This window comes from Delftia sp. CH05, from assembly GCF_009827015.1.
GTDB classification, from domain to species: Bacteria; Pseudomonadota; Gammaproteobacteria; order Burkholderiales; family Burkholderiaceae_C; genus Comamonas; species Comamonas tsuruhatensis.
In genome coordinates this window covers 98,654-119,802 of the sequence record NZ_WUMG01000015.1, presented here as the reverse complement: position 1 = coordinate 119,802, position 21,149 = coordinate 98,654, and the positions used below count along the sequence as shown (strand labels likewise).

Sequence of the window (21,149 nt, the reverse complement as noted above, 5' to 3'; positions counted from 1 at the left end):
ATATCCCAAGGAACATCTATGAACCATCAAACCGATACGGATCCAGCCCAAGTGAGGCTGCATCCCAGGACATCCATTGAGCAAGTCGAAGAAGGGAGAGAACTGGCTCCGAAGTTCGACGGCGATGGCTTGATTGCCTGTGTGACGACCGCAGCGGACGACGGCGAAGTCCTGATGCTGGGCTATATGAACCGCGAAGCCTTGGAGAAGACCATCCAGACCAGAGAGGCGCACTACTGGAGCCGATCACGCAAGAAGCTCTGGCACAAGGGGGCAACCAGTGGCTTGGTACAGGTTGTCGAGGAAATGCGCATCGACGACGATCAGGATGCGATTTGGATGCGCGTGCGCGTGTCAGGCTCTGGTGCCAGTTGCCACGTTGGCTACCGTTCATGCTTCTACCGGCAAGTGCCAGTGGGCGCGCGGGGTCAAGCTGACACAGACCTAATCTACACAGAATCTGCAAAGACGTTCGATCCCAAGGCAGTGTACGGGGACGCTCCCAACCCAACACTTCTGTAAACCATGCATTTGGCTCGATATTCGATGCTACCGAATATGGGTTCCAGTGGCGCTCCGGTGTTCGCGCCCAGGAGATCGATTCATGTTCGACAACAATCGGCGCATTCAGTCTTTGAACGGGGGGCTGCTGCTCGAAGCGATTGCGGCGGTGGGAGATGAAGCACGCTTAGTCGATTTCGCTGCGCAACTGAACTCTACAAAAGGAGCGCATCTATTGATAAAAAATGGCTGGCGTCAAGCCTTTTGTTGAAATCACACGGGACTTGAAACCATATATGGAGCAAGAGGTTAGCTCTGTTTCACGCCGCTAGTAGAGGATGCAGCGTTGTGGGCTGGGAGCTACATGAGAGCCTGTAGAAAGCAAACCGGGTCGCGTTGTAGCGATGCAGATTGCCAAAGGCGGGCAGGCTTGTTCGGTCAGCCACTCCTGCGCCATCGTGCGTGCCTGATCGACCGTCAGTTCCCCGTACTGCTACAAGGCGAGCTTGCGGCGCTCGCCGGCGTTCGTGCGGTACTGAAGCATGAACACCTTGCGGCCCGCCGGGGTGATCTTGCACAGGAAGACGGGCACCACGGTGTCCCGCAGTTCGATGGCCTTGTCTTGAGGTTGTGCCGCATCGACTGCGGACTTGGTGAGCTTGATCTTCGCCATGATGACTCCTCGGAAAGCCCGGTTTCCAAGAGCCGCATGGGAGCCATGCGAGAGGAAGCCGGGTCAAGCTTCGGAAAGCACCGGCATATGTTGAACTCGCCTAAGTTATTGATAAACCTGCTGTATCGAGCCTTGGCGTAGTCCAGCGAATTGCCGAGCTGGAGTCCTCGTGAAACAAAAAAAGAGCGCCCCAAATGTGCGCTCTTTTTATAGCAACAAACCTAAACCAGGCTATGGTTACCTCCGCATATCTATGTCTGCACTAGCCGTCTGATTCGGTTTACGGTTTTACCCTTGTAAACGACCACGGCGCAGATCTGCATGAATCCTGGAGGCTTGTTTACGACTTTAATTGCGTGTTCACGACTTTAATTACCCAGAATATGCGCCCTACCCCGGCCCCCGCCTCACTCCACCGTCACGCTCTTGGCCAGGTTGCGCGGCTTGTCCACATCGGTGCCGCGTGCGCAGGCCGTGTGGTAGGCCAGCAGCTGCAGCGGGACCACGTGCAGGATGGGGCTGAGCGCGCCGTAGTTCTCGGGCATGCGGATGACGTGCATGCCTTCGCTGCTTTCGATGTTGGTCTTGGCATCGGCCAGCACATAGAGCACGCCGCCGCGCGCACGCACTTCCTGCATGTTGCTCTTGAGCTTTTCCAGCAGTTCGTCATTGGGCGCCACCGTGACCACGGGCATGGCGCTGTCCACCAGGGCCAGCGGGCCGTGCTTGAGCTCGCCGGCCGGATAGGCCTCGGCGTGGATGTAGCTGATTTCCTTGAGCTTGAGCGCGCCTTCCAGCGCAATCGGGTAGTGGATGCCACGGCCCAGGAAGAGCGCGTTCTCGCGCTTGGCGAAGTCCTCGGACCAGCTGATGACCTGGGGCTCCAGCGCCAGCACGGATTGCAGGGCCACGGGCAGGTGGCGCATGGCGGCCAGATATTGCTGCTCCTTTTCCTCGCTCAGCCGCCCTTGCGACTGGGCCAGGGCCAGGGTCAGCAGGAACAGGCCCGCCAGCTGGGTGGTGAAGGCCTTGGTGGAGGCCACGCCGATCTCCACGCCGGCGCGCGTGATGTAGGCCAGCTCGCATTCGCGCACCATGGCGCTGGTGGCCACGTTGCAGACGGTCAGCGTGTGCTTCATGCCCAGGTTCTGAGCATGGCGCAGCGCGGCCAGGGTGTCGGCGGTCTCGCCCGACTGGCTGATGGTGACGACCAGGGTCTTGGGATGGGGAACGCTGGTGCGGTAGCGGTATTCGCTGGCCACTTCCACGCTGCAGGGCAGGCCGGCCAGCGACTCGATCCAGTACTTGGCCGTACAGCCGCTGTAGTAGCTGGTGCCGCAGGCCAGGATGAGCACGCGGTCGATCTCCTTGAACACGCGCCAGGCCGAAGTGCCGGCCTTGCCGTCCGAGGCCACGCCGTCGAACAGCTCGGGCACGATGGCCTGCACGCCTTCCAGCGTGTCGGCAATGGCGCGCGGCTGCTCGAAGATTTCCTTTTGCATGTAGTGGCGGTAGGGACCCAGCTCGGCCGCGCCGCTGTGGGCGTGCACGGTGCGCACGGGGCGCTGCTCGGGCGCCAGCCGCTCGCCGCCCTTGCCCACCAGCCAGTAGCGGCCAGGCTGCAGGTCCACGATGTCGCCCTCTTCCAGGTAGACGATCTGGTCGGTCACGCCGGCCAGGGCCATGGCGTCGCTGGCCAGGAAGTGTTCGGCACCGTCCTGGCCCACGCCCAGGATCAGCGGCGAGCCGGCGCGCGAGCCCACCACGCGCTGCGGTTCGTCCTTGTGCATGACGGCGATGGCAAAGGCGCCATGCAGGCGCTGCGTGGCGGCCTGCACGGCCTCGAACAGGTCGCCGCCGTAGAGGCTGTCCACCAGGTGGGCGATGACCTCGGTGTCCGTCTGGCTGGCGAAGACATAGCCCTTGGACTGCAGCTCGGCGCGCAGGGCTTCGTAGTTTTCGATGATGCCGTTGTGCACCAGGGCCACGCGGGCCGGCTGGTCGGTGTCGGCCACGGGCGAGACGCCAGGGCCGTGGCTGAAATGCGGATGGGCGTTGCGCACCGCCGGCTCGCCATGCGTGGCCCAGCGCGTGTGGGCAATGCCGGTGTGGCCGATGACCTTGTCCTGTTGCACCTGGTCCATGAGTTCGGCCACGCGCGCCGTGGAGCGGGCGCGCCGCAGGCCCAGGCTGTGCACGCCCTGTGCGTCCAGCGCCTGCACGGCCACGCCGCAGGAGTCATAGCCGCGATATTCCAGGCGCTGCAGGCCCTGGACGAGAACGGGGACGATATCGCGGAAGGAAACCGCTGCGACGATGCCACACATGGACAAGCTCCTTGTTTCGAGATGACGACGGATGCTACGCAGGTTGAAAAGAAATTTCTCTCCAGATTTCCTTATCTATTGAACTAATATTTCATCATCAGGCATTCAAGAAATATTATTTCAATACAAATAACAAAATGAACCAAAATTCCATTCAGCTGGACGCTACCGACCTGCAGTTGCTGCAGCTGCTGCAAGAAGACTGCAGCCGCAGCAACCAGGCACTGGCCGCGCTGCTGCAGCTGTCGCCGCCCACCTGCCTGCGCCGCGTGCGGCGGCTGCAGGAGTCCGGGCTGATCGAGCGGCAGGTGGCCATCCTGCAGCCCGAACGCCTGGCCGCCGCCCTGGGCCATGGGCTGCAGGCCATTGTGGAGGTCTCGCTGGACCGCCAGGACAGTGACGCGCTGGACGGATTCGAGCGCCGCGCCGTGGCGCTGGACGCCGTGCAGCAGTGCTGGCGCGTATCGGCGGGGCCTGATTTCATCCTCGTGGTGGCCGCGCCCGACATGCCGGCCTACCTGGAGTTGAGCCGGGCGCTATTCACGGGCGACGCCAACGTGCGCAATGTCAAGAGTTTTTTCAGCGTCAGGCGCGCCAAGTTCTCCACCGCCATGCCGCTGCCGCCGGCAAATCCCGGAACAGGCGCCCAATGAGGCCAGGACGCTTGATTTTGCGAGTAATTGTGCGCATCAGGAAACTGCGCGGCGGCGGGACTGCGTAGGACAGCAAGCCTGCAATGTGTCCCGAACGCCAACTTTGGGCAACGTTGGACTTTAAGGCGTTGCGCACGCACGGGGACAATGATACAAATTGATGCAACAACACTTTCTGACGCGCTAGGCAATCGGCGCGCACTCGGCTCGCACCGCCATGTCCTTGCGCCAGCGCATCCATCGCCGCACCTATCCCTTGCGCGTCTCCAGCATGGCTTTGGGTGGCCTCGTCGTGGGCACGACCATGACCGAGCTGGGCGCCAGCACGGCTGTCTGGGGCTTTGTGCTGGTGAGCGCCCTGGTCTGGCCGCACATCGCCTTTCTCCACGCCCGCCACAGCCGTGACAGCCACCGCGCCGAACACGCCAATCTGAAGATAGATGCGCTGATCATCGGCAGCTGGATTCCCGTCATGCATTTCTGTGCATTGCCCAGCATTGCGCTGCTGGCCATCAGCATTGCAGACCGCAACCACACGGCCACGCGCGACGGCTGGCTGCAATCGCTGTTCGCCACCTTCCTGGCCGCCGCCGCGGGGGCCCTGCTGCTGCGGCCCGCGCCCGAGTGGGAGGCCAGCCTGGCAGTGCAGCTGAGCATGCTGCCCCTGCTCCTGCTGCACAGCGTGTTCTCCAGCTGGTCCACGCGCCAGCTGGTGCGCAAGCTGGCACGACAGAACGTGAAGCTGCAGGTGCTCAGCCGCATCGACCCCCTGACCACGCTGTACAGCCGCGACTACTGGTGGCAGAAGGCGCGCGCCGCGCTGCGCGACTACCGGCAGACGCAGACCTCGGCCTGCCTGCTGATCGTGGACATAGACCACTTCAAGCGCATCAACGACAGCTTTGGGCACACCGTGGGTGACGAGGTGCTGCAGGCCATCGGCCTGACCATCCGGCACTGCCTGCGATCGCATGACGCGGCCGGCCGCTACGGAGGCGATGAATTCGCCGTGCTGTGCATGCACACCCATCTGGACGATGCCTATGCGGTGGCCCTGCGCATACGCAACCAGCTGAGCCAGCTGCGCGTGCGCGAGCACCCGCATCTGCGCGTCAGCGCCAGCATTGGCGTGGCGGCGGCGGACCCCAGCTTTCTGTCGGTCAAGGACTGGATCAATGCGGCCGACAGCGCGCTCTACAGCGCCAAGGACGCCGGGCGCGACCAGGTGATACCTGCTGCGCCGCTGATGGCCGGCAGCGCGCCCACCAGGTCGGGCACGGACGCGGGCAGCGAGGCCTCGCGCCAGGCACACCAGCCCGAGCCGGACGACACGCTGATCTGAGGGCTGGCGCCAGCGGCAGGCAGACTCAGAGCCCGCGATCCGTGCGCCGCACTTCGCCGCCGGGCCAGTTCAGGCATACGCTGCAGCCGCCCGCCGGCGTGGCGCGGATGGTGGCCTCGCCGCCGTGGCGGCGCATGACGCCGCGCACCAGGGCCAGGCCCGTGCCCAGGCCCGGAAACTCCGACTCACGGTGCATGCGCTGGAAGATGCCGAACAGCGCGCCCGCACGCGAGGGGTCGAACCCCACGCCGTTGTCCGTCACGCTGAGCGTGATGCCGCCGTCGGCATGGCGTTCCACATCGATGGCAATGCGCGGCTGGGCCACGGGCTGGGTGAACTTGACGGCGTTGTCCAGCAGCGCCTCCAGCACCTGGCGCAGCAGGGCCGCGTCGGCACGCACGGCGGGACTTTGCTGCGGCAGGCTCCATTGCAGCCGCGCCGCCGCGCCGCAGGCCGCCCAGCGCGGCTGCGCCAGCACCGCCGTGCGCGCCTGCTCCAGCAGTTCCTGCAAGGCAATGGGCTGCCACTGCATGGGCGTGCGGGCGGCGCGCGCCAGGGCCAGCAGGCCGTCGAGCATGCCGCCCATGCGTCGGGCGGACTGGTCCATGGTCTGCAGGAAGCCGCGTGCCTCCTGCAGCTCCTGCGGCGAAGGCGCGGCCTGCGACAGCAGCTCGTCCACCAGGGGGCCGAAGGACAGCACATGGCGCAGCGGCGCGCGCAGGTCGTGCGACACCGCGTGCAGCCATTCCTGCTGCGCGGCGCGCAGGGCCTGCAGCTCCTGCTCGCGCTGGGCCAGGCGCTCCAGCGCGTCCTGCAGCGTGCGGGGCGGGCCTTGCAGGTCGGCGGCAGGGTCGGGCGGAGGGTGGGCGAAAGGTTCCGTCATGGCATGAACAGGGTCAGGAATTCGGAAAATCGGCTTGCCCCGTACGGGACCCGCCGGCGATGCGGGCCCTCGAGCCCACGTGTCTCGGAAGACTCAGGACTTGGGCAGTTTGACCGGGCGCTTCCAGCTGGTGATGCTCACCTGCCTGCCCCGCGATACCGTGAGCACGCCGGGCTCGGTGCTCTTGGTGACCGTGGAGCCGCCGCCCACCGTGCCGCCCGCGCCAATGGTGACGGGCGCCACCAGCACGCAGTTGCTGCCGATGTGCACGTCGGCCTCGATCACCGTGCGGTGCTTGTTCACGCCGTCGTAGTTGGCCGTGATGGAGCCGGCGCCGTAGTTGACGCGCTCGCCCACCGTGGCATCGCCCAGGTAGGCCAGGTGGTTGGCCTTGGCGCCATCGGCCAGCACGGAGTTCTTGACCTCGACGAAGTTGCCGATGTGCACTTCGCGGCCCAGCTGCGCCCCGGGGCGCAGGCGCGCAAACGGGCCCACCAGGGCGCCCTCGCCCACGCTGACGCCGGCCTTCTCGCCATCGACATGCGTGTACGGATGGATGACGGCGCCCGCCGCAATCGTGGCGTTGGCAATGCTGCAATAGGCGCCGATGCGCGCGCCTTCGCCAATCTCCACATGGCCGCTGAAGATGCAGCCCACGTCGATCTCCACATCCTGCCCGCAGGCCAGGCGGGCCGCGCGGCCGGTGCGCGGGTCATCGCGCAGGTCAAAGCGCGCGGGGTCGGCCAGGCGCACGCCCTGCTCCATCAGCGTGCGGGCCTGGGCGCCCTGGTGGGCGCGCTCCAGCTCGGCCAGCTGCAGCGGGCTGTTGACGCCGGCCACCTGCACCGGGTCGGCAATGCAGTGCGCGACCACGGGCACGCCGTCGGCCACGGCCATGGCGACCACGTCGGTCAGGTAGTACTCGCCCTGGGCGTTGTCATTGGTCAGGCGGGCCAGCCAGCCGGCCAGGTGGCGGGCCGGCACGGCCATGATGCCGCTGTAGATTTCCTGGATGGCGCGCTGGGCGTCATTGGCATCCTTTTGCTCGACGATGCGCTGCACCGTGCCGTCTTCGCCGCGCACGATGCGGCCATAGCCCGTGGGATCGGGCAGGCGCACGGTCAGCAGCGCCAGCCGCTGGCCATCGGCCGCATCGACCAGGGCGCGCAGCGTGTCGGCCTGCGTCAGCGGCACATCGCCCGAGAGCACGATGACCATGCCGTCGCCCGCCAGCGCAGGCACGGCCTGCTGCACCGCATGGCCCGTGCCCAGCTGCGGCTCCTGGCGCACGAACTTCAGCGCCATGGAGCCGCCCTGGCAGGCCGCCGCCATGGCGGGCTCCACCTGGTCCGCGCCGTGGCCCGTGACCACCACGGCCGAGCGCGCATCCAGCTGCGCCGCCGTGGAAAGCACATGGCCCAGCAACGGGCGCCCCGCCAGGCGCTGAAGGACTTTGGGCAGGCGGCTTTTCATGCGCGTGCCCTTGCCCGCGGCCATGATGACGAGATCCAGAGGTGCTGTCATAGGTGATTCATCCAAAACGCCAGAACCTGTGCCGGCAACGCCGCCGATTATCTGTCCGCCAAGGGCTGCGGCCGGTCACACGATTGACGTATGCTGGCGGCGCCATGCCCCATGCCACCACTGCACCCGTTCCCCTGCTGCGCACACGCGCCATCGGAGCCGGCCATCTGCGTGCCTTCCTGGCCGTGGCCCGGCACCTGAATTTCCGCGCGGCCGCCGACGAGCTGTCGCTGACGCAGTCGGCCGTGAGCCGCCAGATCCAGTCGCTGGAGGATGAAGTCGGCGTGCCGCTGTTCCTGCGTCACACGCGCGCCGTGGAGCTGACCGGGGCCGGCGCCCAGCTGCTGCGCTCGGTGGCGCCCGCGCTGGAGCAGATCGACGCCTCGGTGCGCCAGATCCGCCAGACCGTGGGCCGCAAGAGCGTGGCCATCACCACCTGGGCCAGCTTTGCCGCCATGTGGCTGATCCCGCGCCTGGAGTCCTTCCAGCGCGCCTGGCCCGATATCGACATCCGCATCGACACCAGCGACACCGTGATGGACCTGGACACCACCGACGTGGACCTGGCACTGCGCTACGGCCGCGCGGGCGACGGCTGGCCCCAGGCGCAGCGCCTGTTCGGCGAGCAGCTGGCCGTGGTGGCCAGCCCGCGCCTGCTGGCCGGCGGCCCGCCGCTCAGGACGCCGGCCGACGCGGCCCGCTACACGCTGATCGAGACCGGCGACGCCCACCGCATGCCCCAGCTGGAGTGGCTGGGCTGGCAGCGCTGGTTCGGCGTGCAGGGCTGCGACCAGTTGCAGCCGCCGCGCTGGCTGTACTTCAACTACGCCCACCAGATCGTGCAGGCCGCACTGGCCGGACAGGGCCTGGCGATTGCGCGGCTGCCGCTGGTGGCCGATGCGCTGGCGGCTGGCGACCTGGTCGAGGTGCTGCCCGCGCACCGGCTGGAATCGCCGCTGGCCTACTGGCTGATCGTGGGCCCGCGCAGCGCCGCACGCCCCGAGGTGGCCGCCTTCTGCCGGTGGCTGCAGGAGCAGGCCGAGGTCACGCGCGAAACCGTCGAATCGCCCCCGGCTTGAAAAATGCCCCCTCACGCGCCCCTTGCTGTGCAAGGTTCGCTGCCCCCCGAGGGGCCGTTTTCACCTTGGGGCGGCCCGGCGATGAAAAAAGGACGCGGGCATGCCGGCGTCCTTCATTCCTGCGCAGCCGGGCGCATGGCCCGGCGCGGTCATCAGCCCAGCGTCACGCGCGCAAACTTGCGCTTGCCCACCTGCACCACATAGGTGCCGGCTTCGAGCTTGAGGCCCCGGTCGCTGATGGCCGTGCCGTCCACGCGCACGCCGCCGCCGTCGATCAGGCGGTTCGCCTCGCTGGTCGAAGGCGCCAGGTTGGCCTGCTTGAGCAGGGCACCGATGCCCAGCGGCGCGCCCGACAGGCTGACCTCGTCGATCTGGTCGGGAATGCCGCCCTTGCTGCGGTTGTTGAAATCCTGCTCGGCCGCATCGGCCAGCGCCGCGCTGTGAAAGCGCGCCGTGATTTCCTTGGCCAGCAGCACCTTGGCGTCCTTGGGATTGCGCCCGCCTTCCACCTCGGCCTTGAGCGCGGCGATCTCGGCCAGGCTCTTGAACGACAGCAGGGTGTACCAGTTCCACATCAGCGTGTCCGAGATGCTCAGCACCTTGGCGAACATGGTGTTGGCGTCCTCGGTGATGCCGATGTAGTTGTTCTTGGACTTGGACATCTTGTGCTCGCCGTCTAGGCCCACCAGCAGCGGCATGGTGAGCACGCACTGCGTGTCCTGCCCGTATTCCTGCTGCAGGTGGCGACCCATGAGCAGGTTGAACTTCTGGTCCGTGCCGCCCATTTCCAGGTCGGCTCGCAGCGCCACCGAGTCATAGCCCTGCAGCAGCGGGTAGAGGAATTCATGCAGGCTGATGGAGCTGCCCTCGGTGAAGCGCTGGTGGAAGTCGTTGCGCTCCATCATGCGGGCCACCGTGTACTTGGCCGACAGCTCGATCATGCCGCGCGCGCCCAGCTTGTCGCACCACTCGCTGTTGTAGCGCACCTCGGTGCGCGCCGGGTCCAGCACCTTGGCGGCCTGGGTGTAGTAGGTCTCGGCGTTGACCTTGATCTGCTCGGCCGTCAGCGGCGGGCGCGTGCTGTTGCGGCCCGAAGGATCGCCGATCAGGGTGGTGAAGTCGCCGATCAGGAAGATCACCTGGTGGCCCAGGTCCTGCAACTGGCGCATCTTGTTGAGCACCACGGTGTGGCCCAGATGGATGTCGGGCGCCGTCGGGTCCAGGCCCAGCTTGATGCGCAGCGGCACGCCGGTGGCCTCGGAACGGGCCAGCTTTTGCACCCAGTCCGCCTGGGGCAGCAGCTCATCCACGCCGCGCAGGGTGGTTTCAAGCGCTTGGCCTACACCTTCAGTGACCGGGTATGTTGTAACAGCAGATTGATTCATAAGGGTTTTTCGCCAGGCCGCGTAGGACCGCGTCGGTATACTCCGGGGATTTTCCCGCTGCGGCGAATTCTAGACGCCCGCCTTTCCGCACCACAGAGCGCGGACTTGTTGCCCGTCTGGAGAGCGTATCCCGCCGCTGCGATGCTGTCCGGCCCCCAGGCCGGATGCGCGCAACCCAAGGATCTGATGTTGTGAAATATGGCTTGAACCATGCCAGCGGTGCTCTTGTTGCGCGGCTGACCTCCGTGATCCAGCAACACCCCAAGCGTGTCACCGCGGCACTGGCAGCCATCTTGCTCACGGGCGGCGGCGGTGCCTTCGCCGTGGCCAACCTGGGACCCGATCCGGCCGACCTGCCGGTGCGCATGCTCTCCACGCCCGTGGAATCGCTGGCCGAAGGCCAGACCCTGGCCGAGCTGACCGACAGCGTGCAGGGCATGTCCCTGTACCGTTCCGAATACACGCGCGGCAGCGACACGGCCGAAACCCTGCTGCAGCGCCTGGGCGTGGCCGATCCGGCCGCCGCCGCCTTCATGCGCGGCAACGACCAGGTGCGCCAGCATGTGCTGGGCCGCGCCGGCCGCCTGGTGACGGCCGAGACCACGCCCGACCACCAGCTGTCCCTGCTGACCGTGCGCTGGGCACCCGACGAGGACGGCAGCTTCCGCCGCCTCGTGGTCGAGCGCAAGAACAATGAACTGAGCACACGCATCGAGACGGGCAAGCTGACCGCCTCGCCGCGCCTGGCCGGCGGCATCATCCGCAGCTCGCTGTTCGCCGCCACCGACGCGGCCTCCATTCCCGATGCCGTGGCCATGCAGATGGCCGACATCTTCCAGGGCGACGTGGACTTCCGCCGCGGCCTGCGCAAGGGTGACCGCTTCTCGGTGGTCTACGAATCGCTGGAAGCCGATGGCGAGCCGCTGCGCGCGGGCCGCGTGCTCAGCGCCGAGTTCCACAACAACGGCAAGGTCGTGCAGGCCCTGTGGTTCCAGGACGAAGGCAAGGCCAAGGGCGACTACTACACCATGGACGGCAAGAGCCGCCGCCAGGCCTATCTGACCTCGCCCGTGGAGTTCTCGCGCATCAGCAGCGGCTTTGCCATGCGCATGCACCCCATCCACAAGACCTGGCGAGCCCACCTGGGAACGGACTTCGCGGCGCCCACGGGCACCAAGGTACGCACCGTGGGCGACGGCACCGTCTCCTTCGCGGGAGTGCAGAACGGCTACGGCAACGTGATCTTCGTGGACCACGCCAACAACCACACCACGGTCTATGCCCACCTGAGCCACATCGGCGTCACGCGCGGCCAGCGCGTGGAACAGGGCGACATCATCGGCAACGTGGGCTCCACGGGCTGGGCCACGGGCCCGCACCTGCACTTCGAGTTCCGCGTCAATGGCGAGCACCGCGACCCCATGACCATCGTCCAGGCCACCGATGCCGCCCGCCCCGTCTCCAAGGCCGGCCGCGCCGCCTTCGACAAGATGGCCGCGCAGATGCGCATCGAGCTGCAGGCATCGAACGAGGCGCTGGCCTTGGCCACCGAGCGCTGAGCACTGCCCCCCCTCCAAAGGCTGCCCTGGCAGCCTTTGTTGTTTCAGACGCATCCTTTTGTGATCGCCAGCCCCGGGGTCCCGCAGGGCTACCATTGCCGGCATGAACCAGCCAGCCCCCTCCCCCATCGCCCACCGCTACTGCATCGGCCTGATGTCCGGCACCTCGCTCGACGGGGTGGACGGCGTTCTCGTGGACTTTGCCGAAGGCACGCAGGTGCTGTGGCATGCCAGCCGGGGCTTTGATGCCGCGCTGCGCGCCGAGCTGCTGGTCCTGAACACCCCCGAGGGCCGCGACGAGCTGCACCGCGCGGCGCTGGCGGCCAATGCGCTGGCGCGCAGCTATGCCGAGGTGGTGCGGGAGCTGCTGCAGGCCACGGGCCTGGCGCCCGGCCAGATCGCGGCCATCGGCGCCCACGGCCAGACCGTGCGCCACCGGCCGCAGATGTTCGACGGCACGGGCTACACGCTGCAGCTCAACAGCCCGGCCCTGCTGGCCGAGCTCAGCGGCGTTGCCGTGGTGGCCGACCTGCGCAGCCGCGACGTGGCCGCTGGCGGCCAGGGTGCGCCACTGGTGCCCGCCTTCCACCAGGGCGTGTTCGGCCGGCCCGGCGAGACGGTGCTGGTGCTCAACATCGGCGGCATTGCCAATCTCAGCGTGCTGGCCGGCGATGGCACGGTGCTGGGCTTCGACTGCGGCCCCGGCAATGCGCTGATGGACGGCTGGTGCCAGACCCACACTGGCCAGCCCTATGACGACGGCGGCCAGTGGGCGGCCACGGGCCAGGTGCTGCCCGCCCTGCTCGACCGCCTGCTGGCCGAGCCTTTCCTTCAGCAGCCGCCACCCAAGAGCACGGGGCGCGACCTGTTCCACGCGGACTGGCTGGCCGGCCATCTTTCCGCCAGTGCAGCCAGTGCAACCAGCGCCGCCGATGCCCGCCCCGCCGACGTGCAGGCCACGCTCACCGAATTCACGGCCCGCGCCTGCGCCGGTGCCGTGCAGCGCTTCGGGCGTGGCGGCGGCGAGCTGCTGGTATGCGGCGGCGGCGCCTTCAACACGCAGCTGATGCAGCGCATCGCCGCCCTGCTGCCCGGCGTGGCCGTGGACACCACGGCCGCGCGCGGCCTGCCGCCGCAGCAGGTGGAGGCCGCCGCCTTCGCCTGGCTGGCGCGCCAGGCCCTGCTGGGCCTGCCCGGCAACCTGCCGGCCGTCACAGGCGCACGCGGCCCGCGCATCCTGGGCGCCATCCACCCCGCATAAAAAAACCATGCAAGGCATCCGCCAAGCATGGGCCCACCAAACATCTTGCCTGAGCCCAAAGCCTATGAAACTGGCGCGGCCCAAAAGCAGGGACGCCGAGCAAGAGCCGCCTCGCGGCGAGGGCGTCGTCCCCCTCCCGCGAAGCGAGAGAGGGCACCGTGCATACGGGGGAAGGCGCGTAAGCGCCTCAGGGGGTGCTATCCGCCTATATATACGAACTTGAAGAGGAAGACGCCGCCGATCAGCCACACCATCCAGTGCACTTCCTTGGAACGGCCCGTGAACAGCTTGAGCGCGGCATAGGTGATGAAGCCGAAGGCCAGGCCATTGGCCACCGAGTAGGTGAAGGGCATGAGCAGGGCCGTGACGGCGGCGGGGATGGCCTCGGTGGTCTCGCCCCATTCGATCTCGGTCAGCTCCTTGAGCATCAGGCAGGCCACGAAGAACAGCGCGGGCGCCGTGGCGTAGCCGGGCACCACGCCGGCCAACGGCGACAGGAACAGGCAGCACAGGAAGAGCGCGGCCACGGTCAGCGCCGTCAGGCCCGTGCGGCCGCCGGCCTGCACGCCGGCCGCGCTTTCCACGTAGGCCGTGGTGCTGGAGGTGCCCAGCAGCGAGCCCGCGAAGATGGCGCCGCTGTCGGCCAGCAGCGAGCGGTTGAAGCGGCCCATGCGGCTGGGCACCAGCAGGCCCGCGCGCTTGGCCACACCCATCAGCGTGCCCGTGGCATCGAACAGCTCGACCAGGAAGAACACCAGCACCACGTTGAGGATGCCGCCCGTCAGCGCGGACTTGATGTCCAGCTGCAGGAAGGTGGGCGCGATGGAGGGCGGCGCCGAGAACACGCCGTGGAACTCGTTGCCCGCGAAGAAGAACGAGGCCACGGTGACCACGACGATACCGATCAGGATGGCGCCCGGCACCTTCAGGCGGTCCAGCACCACGATGATCAGAAAGCCCAGCGAAGCCAGGATGACTTCGGGCTTGTGCAGGTCGCCCAGGGTCACGAAGGTGGCCGGCGATGCGGCGACGATGCCCGCGCTCTTGAGCGCGATCAGCGCCAGGAACAGGCCGATGCCCACGGTGATCGCTATGCGTATGGACTGCGGTATGCCCTTGATGATCAGCTCCCGCAGGCCGAACAGCGTCACCAGCAGGAACAGGCAGCCCGAGACGAAGACCGCGCCCAGCGCGGCCTGCCAGGTGAAGCCCATGTGCAGCACCACCACGTAGGCGAAATAGGCGTTCAGGCCCATGCCCGGCGCCAGCGCAATGGGATAGTTGGCGTACAGCGCCATGATGGTCGTGCCCAGCGCCGCGATCAGGCAGGTGGCCACGAAGACGGCCCCCTTGGGCATCCCCGCATCCCCCAGGATCGAGGGATTGACGAAGATGATGTAGGCCATCGTCAGAAAGGTCGTCAGGCCCGCGACCAGCTCGGTTCTTACATTGGTGCCGTGCTCACTGAGCTTGAACACCCGTTCCATCCAGTTCATCGCATTGTCTCCGTGTTGTTTTCGCATGCGGGGCGCAACGGTTGTGAAAGCGCCCAGGGTTGAGCACCGGCTGTCCAGGCCGGCACAAGGCATGGCACCCTGCCGGGCGGCCATGGACCTGGTTGCGCGCATCGCTGCGCGCGGATTCAAGGAATGAGGGGGCGGCGCCGGTCCGCTCAGCTCCCGGCGGCCTGCACGGCCTCGATGGCGCGCAGGATGGATTCCGGCGTGGCCGGCGATTGCAGCGGCGGGTTGCTGCGGTGCCCGCCCGCGGCCGAGATGGCATCGCGGATGGCGAAGAACACCGAGAACGGCAGCAGCAGCGGCGGCTCGCCCACGGCCTTGCTGCGGTGGATGGAGTCCTCGAAGTTGTCGCCCTCGAACAGCCGCACGTTGAACACGGGCGGGCAGTCGTTGGCCGTCGGGATCTTGTAGGTGCTCGGGGCGTGCGTGGTGAGCTTGCCGCTTAGCGGGTGCCAGACCAGCTCTTCCGTGGTCAGCCAGCCCATGCCCTGGATGAAGGCGCCCTCGACCTGGCCCACGTCCACGGCGGGGTTCAGCGAGCGGCCCACATCGTGCAGCACGTCGGCGCGCAGCAGCTTGAACTCGCCGGTCAGCGTGTCCACCACCACCTCGCTCACGGCGGCACCGTAGGCGTAGTAGAAGAAGGGCCGGCCCTGCATGGTGTCCTTGTTCCACGACAGGCCGGGCGTGGCATAGAAGCCGTCGGACCACAGCTGCACGCGCTCGATGTAGGCCTCGCCCACCACGGCCTTGAAGTCCAGCACCTTGCCGTTGACGTGGACCTGGTCGTTGGCAAAGCGCACGTCCTCCGCGCGACCGCCATGGCGCTCTGCGGCGCAGGCGGCCAGGCGCTCGCGGATCTGGCGCGCCGCGTCCTGCGCGGCCTTGCCGTTGAGGTCGGCCCCCGTCGATGCCGCCGTGGCCGAGGTGTTGGCCACCTTGGTGGTGTCGGTGGCCGTGACGCGCACGCGCCCGAAGCCCACGCCCAGCTCGTGCGCCACGACCTGGGCCACCTTGGTGTTCAGGCCCTGGCCCATCTCGGTGCCGCCGTGGTTCACGAGGATGGAGCCGTCGTTGTAGACATGGACCAGGGCGCCGGCCTGGTTGAAGTGCTTGACGTTGAAGGAGATGCCGAACTTGAGCGGCGTCAGCGACAGGCCGCGCTTGAGCACGGGGCTGGCCGCGTTGAACTCGGCGATGGCATCGCGGCGCGCGCGGTAGTCGCTGCAGGTTTCCAGCTCGGCCACCAGCTCGTGGATGATGTTGTCGGTCACGACCTGGCTATAGGGCGTGACGTTGCGCTCGGTCTTGCCGTAGAAGTTGACGCGGCGCACGTCGAGCGCGTCGCGCCCCAGCTCGCGCGCCACCGTCTCCATGATGTTCTCGATGGCGATCGCGCCCTGCGGGCCGCCGAAGCCGCGGAACGCCGTATTGCTCTGCGTATTGGTCTTGCCGGAGTAGCCGTGCATGGACACATCGGGCAGCCAGTACGTGTTGTCGAAGTGGCACAGCGCGCGCGTCATCACGGGGCCGGACAGGTCGGCCGAGTGGCCGGCGCGCGAGACCATGGAGATCTCGGCGCCGAGGATGCGGCCCTCGTCGTCGTAGCCCACCTCGTACTCGTACCAGAAGCAGTGGCGGCGGCCCGTGATCATGAAGTCGTCATCGCGGTCCAGGCGCAGCTTGACGGGGCGGCGCAGCCGCGTCGCGGCCACCGAGGCCACGCAGGCGAACAGGGCCGACTGCGACTCCTTGCCGCCGAAGCCGCCGCCCATGCGGCGGCACTCCACATGCACGGCGTGCGAGGCCACGCCCAGCGCATGGGCCACCAGGTGCTGCATCTCGCTGGGGTGCTGGGTGGAGCAGTACAGGTGGACGGCGCCGTCCTCCTTGGGAATGGCGTAGCTGATCTGGCCTTCCAGGTAGAACTGCTCCTGGCCGCCCACGTAGAACGAGGACTTCAGGCGGTGCGGCGCCTCGTCCATGGCGCGGCGCGCGCCGCCTTCATTCGTGCTGCGCGCCAGGTGCATGGGCGGCAGCACGTACTGGCCCAGCTCATGCGCCTGCTGGGGCGTGAGCACGGGCGGCTCGGCCGTGATGTCGGCCGCCGCCTTGGCCTGGGCCGCAGCCAGACGCGCCGCCTCGCGGCTTTCGGCGATCACGGCGAACAGCGGCTGGCCCAGGTAGCGGATCTCGCCGCTGCACAGGATGGGGTCGTCGTGGATGATGGAGCCGCAGTCGTTGACGCCGGGAATGTCCTCGCCCGTGAGCACGGCCACCACGCCGGGCATGGCGCGGATGGCATCCAGCCTGAGCGCATTGAGCCGGCCATTGGCCACGGGAGACAGGCCCAGCGCGCAGTGCAGCGTGCCGTCCAGCTCGGGCAGGTCGTCGATGTAGGCGGCCTCGCCGGCCACATGCAGATGGGCCGACTCATGCGGGCGGCTGATGCCCACGCGCTGGCCCTGGGTGTGGGCGCCGGCCTCGGCACGCTCGTCCACGCGGAAGGCGGCGTTCTTCAGGTAATGCGCAAAGGCCTCGGACGAGTGCAGCAGGGAAGGGTCGATGGGGCGGTTCATTTCAGGCTCCTTGGTGCACTGCGTGGGGCATCACGCTCCAGACGCTGGTGGCCTGCAGCGGCAGCGGCTGCTGCAGACGTGTCTCCAGCCACAGGCGCTGCAGCAGGTTCTGCGCCACCTTGAGCCGGTAGTCGGCGCTGGCGCGCATGTCGGACATGGGCTTGAAGTCCTGGGCCAGCGCGGCCTGGGCGGCCTTCACTGCGGCCTGGTCCCAGGGCTGGCCCACGATGGCCGCCTCCGCCAGGGCCGCACGCTTGACCACGGCGGCCATGCCGCCAAAGGCCAGGCGGGCGGACTTCACCACCTCGCCATCGAGCTCGATGGCCAGCCCCGCGCACAGCGCCGAGATATCGCAGTCAAAGCGCTTGCTGATCTTATAGGCACGGGTCTGGCGCCGTGCAGCGTCCAGCGGCACGGCCAGTGCCTGCACGAACTCGCCCGGTTCCAGCTGGTTCTTCATGTAGTCCAGGTAGAAGTCATGCAGCGGCATGCGGCGCACGCGTGCGCCCTTGCGCAGCTCGATCTGCGCGTCCAGCGCCATCAGCACGGGCGGGGAGTCGCCAATGGGCGAGCCATTGGCCACGTTGCCGCCCATGGTGCCCGCATGGCGGATGGGCACGGAGGCAAAGCGCAGCCACACATCGGTCAGCCCCTCGAAGCGCTGCGACAGCGCCGACCAGGCCGATTCCAGCGAGGCACCGGCGCCGATGTACAGCTCGCCGCCGTCCAGGCTGCCTTCGCCGTGGCGTTCCTCGACACGCTTCATCTCGGCCACGTCGCCCACATAGACGATGTCGCCCAGGTCGCGGAACTGCTTGGTCACCCACAGCCCCACATCGGTGGAGCCTGCCAGCAGGCGAGCGCGGGGCTTGGCCTCGCACACGGCGGCCAGCTCGTCCAGCGTGCGCGGAGCGTGGAAGCTGTCCACACGGCCGCCCTGGGCGGCGTTGGGCGCAGCGTAGTCCAAGCCGGCATCCTGCGCGCGCAGGCCCTGCAGCGCCTGCACCACGGGTTCGGTGGCCATGCGCGTGGCGGGCAGGTCGAACATGCGCTGGCCTGCGTCCAGGATGGGACGGTAGCCCGTGCAGCGGCACAGATTGCCCGACAGCTCGTCGGCCAGCTGCTGGCGCGAGGGACGCGTGCCGGCCTGCTGGTGGTGCTCGTAGGCCGACCACAGCGACATCACGAAGCCCGGCGTGCAAAAGCCGCATTGGGAGCCGTGACAGTCCACCAGCGCCTGCTGCACGGGGTGCAGCTCGGCACCGCCTGCGGGCTCGCCCGTGGCACAGCCCTGCTTGCCGGCGCACTGGCCCTTGACGTCCTCCACCGTGAACAGCGCCTTGCCGTGCAGCGTGGGCAGGAACTGGATGCAGGCATTGACCGTCTGCAGCTGCAGGCCGCCCACGGCGTCGGGCGCGCCGTCTTCGGCCAGCTCGGCGATGACCACGGTGCAGGCGCCGCAGTCACCTTCGTTGCAGCCCTCCTTGGTGCCGGTGCAGCGCGCGTCGCCGCGCAGCCAGTCGAGCACCGAGCGCGTGGGATGCGGCCCCTGTACCTCGACGATCTGGCCGCGGTGATAGAAGCGGATGGGTTGGGAACTGGGGCTCTGGCTCATGCTCGTGGGGGCAACTGCTGGTGCGTGGACTGTTCGGATCACGACTTACGCAAATTCCGAGGAAGAAAGCCGCTGGCCCTGTGGCGATGGCGTGTTTGCGTTCTTGCTTGCGTAAGTCCTGCGGATGTACCCGAGATTAAGTCCAGCCCCGCCCAAACGCATAAGACGGCCTCGATATTTCCTATGCGGGCTGCCATATATCCTTGCCAAAAACAAGGGTAAACCCGCAACAAAAGTGTGGATTGCAGCGGTTCAGGGTTCAAAAGCTATGCACAGCCCTCACTCGTGCTCGGCCGGCTCCAAAGGCTTGGGCCGCACATCCTCATCGTCGCCCAGCTGCGAGAAGATCATGGTCGAGGCCAGCGTCACCGCGCCCATGCAGACGAAGGTGGCGCGGAAGGCATTGAGGGTGTGCTGCGGCGTATCGCCGCCGAACCATTCGCTGAAACCGGCCAGCACCGCACCTGCGGCGGCCACGCCCATGCCCATGGCCAGCATCTGCACCATGGACAGCAGGCTGTTGCCGCTGCTGGCGTTGCCGGCATCCAGGTCCTTGAGCGTGACGGTGTTCATGGCCGTGAACTGCATGGAGTTGGTGGCGCCGAAGATCAGCAGCTGGACGATGACCACCCACAGCGGCAGCGCCGTGGAGACCGTGCCGAAGCTGGCGATCATCAGCGACAGCACCAGGGTGTTGCCCATGAGCACGCGGCGGTAGCCGATGCGCTGGATCAGCGTGGTGGTCTGGCGCTTCATGGCCATGCTGGCCAGCACCGTGGGCAGCATCATCATGCCGGCCTGCAGCGGCGAAAAGCCCAGGCAGACCTGCAGCACCAGCGGGATCAGGAAGGGCATGCAGGAGCTGCCCAGGCGCGAGAACAGGTTGCCCAGCAGGCCCACGCGCAGGCTGCGCACGGCAAACAGCTCGGGGGCGAACAGCGGGTCTGGCCGGCGCAGCGCATGCAGCCAGTAGGCAGCCAGGCTGGCCAGGCCGAAGATCAGCAGCACGAAGACCATGGCGCCATGGATGCCCTTGCCCGACATGCTGTCCAGCGCCAGCGACACGGCCACCATGCCGAAGGCCAGCAGCGCATAGCCCACGCCGTCGAAGCGCTTGACGGCAAAGCGGTCGCCCACGGGCATAAAGCGCAGCGTAGCGGCCAGGCCGATCAGGCCCACGGGCACGTTGACCAGGAAGATCCAGTGCCAGCTCACGTACTCGACCATCCAGCCGCCCAGCGTGGGGCCGATCAGCGGCCCGACCAGGCCGGGAATGGCCACGAAGCTCATGGCCTTGAGGAACTGCTCGCGCGGAAAGGCGCGCAGCACGGCCAGCCGGCCCACGGGCATGAGCAGCGCACCGCCCATGCCCTGCAGCACGCGTGCGGCCACCATCAGCTGCAGGTTGGGCGCAATCGCGCACAGCACCGATCCCAGCACGAACAGCGCAATCGCCCACAGGTAGACGCGCCGCGTGCCGAAGCGGTCGGCCATCCAGCCCGATGCCGGGATCAGCATGGCCATGGTCAGCGAATAGGCGACGATGACGGACTGCATGCGCAGCGGGCTCTCGCCCAGGGCCTCGGCCATGGTGGGCAGCGCGGTATTGACGATGGTGCCGTCCAGCGTCTGCATGAAAAAGCCGATGGCCACGAGCCATAGGAGCACCGAACGCGAGGAGGATGTGGTGGAGGCGGAAGCGCTTTTGTCTTCAGGAATCATGGCAAGGCAGGGAGGGCGCAGGCGTTAAAAAACCGCCTGCGCATTGCTGCGCGGCGGTTGGTGGCGTGTTGTGCGGCGGGCTGCTGCGGGCTTCACTGCAGCGCGGCCGACAAGGCTTACACCGAGAAGCTCGATCCGCAGCCGCAGGTGGTGGACGCGTTGGGATTCTTGATCACGAACTGCGCGCCCTGCAGGTCTTCCTTGTAGTCGATCTCGGCACCCACCAGGTACTGGTAGCTCATGGCGTCGATCAGCAGCGACACGCCATTCTTGGTCATGGTCGTGTCGTCTTCGTTGGTGATCTCGTCGAAGGTGAAGCCGTACTGGAAGCCCGAGCAGCCGCCACCTTGCACGAACACGCGCAGCTTCAGGTCAGGGTTGCCTTCCTCGGCGATCAGATCGGCCACCTTGGCAGCTGCGCTGTCGGTGAAGACGATCGGGGTGGGCATTTCGGCGGTGGTGGTTTCGGTGATTTCTGCGACGGCGCTCATGGGGGATACTCCGAAGTTCTCAATTGGCCCGAATG

16 protein-coding genes and 1 pseudogene are annotated in these 21,149 nt (G+C 67.3%); 7 read left to right on the top strand and 10 right to left on the bottom strand.

Annotation, left to right across the window (positions count from 1 at the left end):
• Positions 1-18: 18 nt before the first annotated feature.
• Both hisI and GRX31_RS14490 read left to right on the top strand, forming a co-directional pair.
• Positions 19-522 (top strand): phosphoribosyl-AMP cyclohydrolase, encoded by a 504-nt coding sequence (gene hisI, locus GRX31_RS14495; protein WP_016452746.1) that lies wholly within the window; start codon positions 19-21, stop codon positions 520-522.
• 82 nt (positions 523-604) lie between these two features.
• Positions 605-772 carry a hypothetical protein gene (locus tag GRX31_RS14490; RefSeq protein WP_016452747.1) on the top strand — a complete coding sequence of 56 codons (168 nt, stop codon included), beginning with the start codon at positions 605-607 and terminating at the stop codon, positions 770-772.
• A 162-nt stretch (positions 773-934) separates the two neighbouring features.
• Here the strand turns inward: GRX31_RS14490 and GRX31_RS14485 are convergent.
• Together GRX31_RS14485 and glmS are read right to left on the bottom strand one after the other, a co-directional pair.
• A pseudogene (locus GRX31_RS14485) lies at positions 935-1,174 on the bottom strand (Arm DNA-binding domain-containing protein); the annotation flags it as partial.
• A 407-nt stretch (positions 1,175-1,581) separates the two neighbouring features.
• Positions 1,582-3,501: a glutamine--fructose-6-phosphate transaminase (isomerizing) gene (gene glmS / locus GRX31_RS14480; RefSeq protein WP_016448444.1), complete on the bottom strand. Its 1,920-nt coding sequence runs from the start codon at positions 3,499-3,501 to the stop codon at positions 1,582-1,584.
• 137 nt (positions 3,502-3,638) lie between these two features.
• On the opposite strand from glmS, the gene GRX31_RS14475 reads away from it, so the two are divergent.
• Both GRX31_RS14475 and GRX31_RS14470 read left to right on the top strand, forming a co-directional pair.
• A complete protein-coding gene (locus tag GRX31_RS14475) occupies positions 3,639-4,154 on the top strand; it encodes an Lrp/AsnC family transcriptional regulator (protein ID WP_016448445.1) in 516 nt (171 codons plus the stop codon).
• Positions 4,155-4,371: 217 nt separating this feature from the next.
• Positions 4,372-5,496: a GGDEF domain-containing protein gene (locus GRX31_RS14470; protein ID WP_016448446.1), complete on the top strand. Its 1,125-nt coding sequence runs from the start codon at positions 4,372-4,374 to the stop codon at positions 5,494-5,496.
• Between the two features lie 25 nt (positions 5,497-5,521).
• Here the strand turns inward: GRX31_RS14470 and GRX31_RS14465 are convergent, their stop codons facing one another.
• On the bottom strand, positions 5,522-6,379 hold the full coding sequence (locus GRX31_RS14465; protein WP_016448447.1) for a sensor histidine kinase: 858 nt from the start codon (positions 6,377-6,379) through the stop codon (positions 5,522-5,524).
• A 93-nt stretch (positions 6,380-6,472) separates the two neighbouring features.
• A complete protein-coding gene (gene glmU, locus GRX31_RS14460; RefSeq protein ID WP_088165629.1) occupies positions 6,473-7,903 on the bottom strand; it encodes a bifunctional UDP-N-acetylglucosamine diphosphorylase/glucosamine-1-phosphate N-acetyltransferase GlmU in 1,431 nt (476 codons plus the stop codon).
• Positions 7,904-8,007: 104 nt separating this feature from the next.
• Here glmU and GRX31_RS14455 point away from each other — a divergent pair, with 104 nt between their 5' ends.
• Entirely contained in the window at positions 8,008-8,982 is a 975-nt protein-coding gene (locus GRX31_RS14455; protein ID WP_012207701.1) for a LysR substrate-binding domain-containing protein, read from the top strand.
• A gap of 152 nt (positions 8,983-9,134) precedes the next feature.
• Here GRX31_RS14455 and tyrS read toward each other — a convergent pair whose 3' ends face one another.
• A complete protein-coding gene (gene tyrS, locus GRX31_RS14450) occupies positions 9,135-10,367 on the bottom strand; it encodes a tyrosine--tRNA ligase (protein WP_160853273.1) in 1,233 nt (410 codons plus the stop codon).
• 164 nt (positions 10,368-10,531) lie between these two features.
• Here tyrS and GRX31_RS14445 point away from each other — a divergent pair, with 164 nt between their 5' ends.
• Together GRX31_RS14445 and GRX31_RS14440 are read left to right on the top strand one after the other, a co-directional pair.
• A complete protein-coding gene (locus GRX31_RS14445; protein ID WP_046241655.1) occupies positions 10,532-11,926 on the top strand; it encodes a peptidoglycan DD-metalloendopeptidase family protein in 1,395 nt (464 codons plus the stop codon).
• 103 nt (positions 11,927-12,029) lie between these two features.
• A complete protein-coding gene (locus GRX31_RS14440; protein ID WP_160853271.1) occupies positions 12,030-13,187 on the top strand; it encodes an anhydro-N-acetylmuramic acid kinase in 1,158 nt (385 codons plus the stop codon).
• A 197-nt stretch (positions 13,188-13,384) separates the two neighbouring features.
• On the opposite strand, the gene GRX31_RS14435 is transcribed toward GRX31_RS14440, so the two are convergent.
• The 5 genes from GRX31_RS14435 to erpA all read right to left on the bottom strand — a co-directional run bounded on the left by GRX31_RS14435 (position 13,385) and on the right by erpA (position 21,114).
• On the bottom strand, positions 13,385-14,683 hold the full coding sequence (locus tag GRX31_RS14435) for an NCS2 family permease (protein WP_160853269.1): 1,299 nt from the start codon (positions 14,681-14,683) through the stop codon (positions 13,385-13,387).
• A gap of 176 nt (positions 14,684-14,859) precedes the next feature.
• Positions 14,860-17,286, bottom strand: coding sequence for a xanthine dehydrogenase molybdopterin binding subunit (gene xdhB, locus GRX31_RS14430; RefSeq protein WP_160853267.1), 2,427 nt, complete (start codon positions 17,284-17,286; stop codon positions 14,860-14,862).
• 1 nt (position 17,287) lies between these two features.
• Positions 17,288-18,901, bottom strand: coding sequence for a xanthine dehydrogenase small subunit (gene xdhA, locus GRX31_RS14425; protein WP_017406715.1), 1,614 nt, complete (start codon positions 18,899-18,901; stop codon positions 17,288-17,290).
• Between the two features lie 279 nt (positions 18,902-19,180).
• Positions 19,181-20,623, bottom strand: a complete 1,443-nt coding sequence (gene mdtD / locus GRX31_RS14420) for a multidrug transporter subunit MdtD (protein WP_016448457.1) — start codon at positions 20,621-20,623, stop codon at positions 19,181-19,183.
• 116 nt (positions 20,624-20,739) lie between these two features.
• Positions 20,740-21,114 (bottom strand): iron-sulfur cluster insertion protein ErpA, encoded by a 375-nt coding sequence (gene erpA / locus GRX31_RS14415; RefSeq protein WP_016448458.1) that lies wholly within the window; start codon positions 21,112-21,114, stop codon positions 20,740-20,742.
• Between the last annotated feature and the right edge of the window lie 35 nt (positions 21,115-21,149).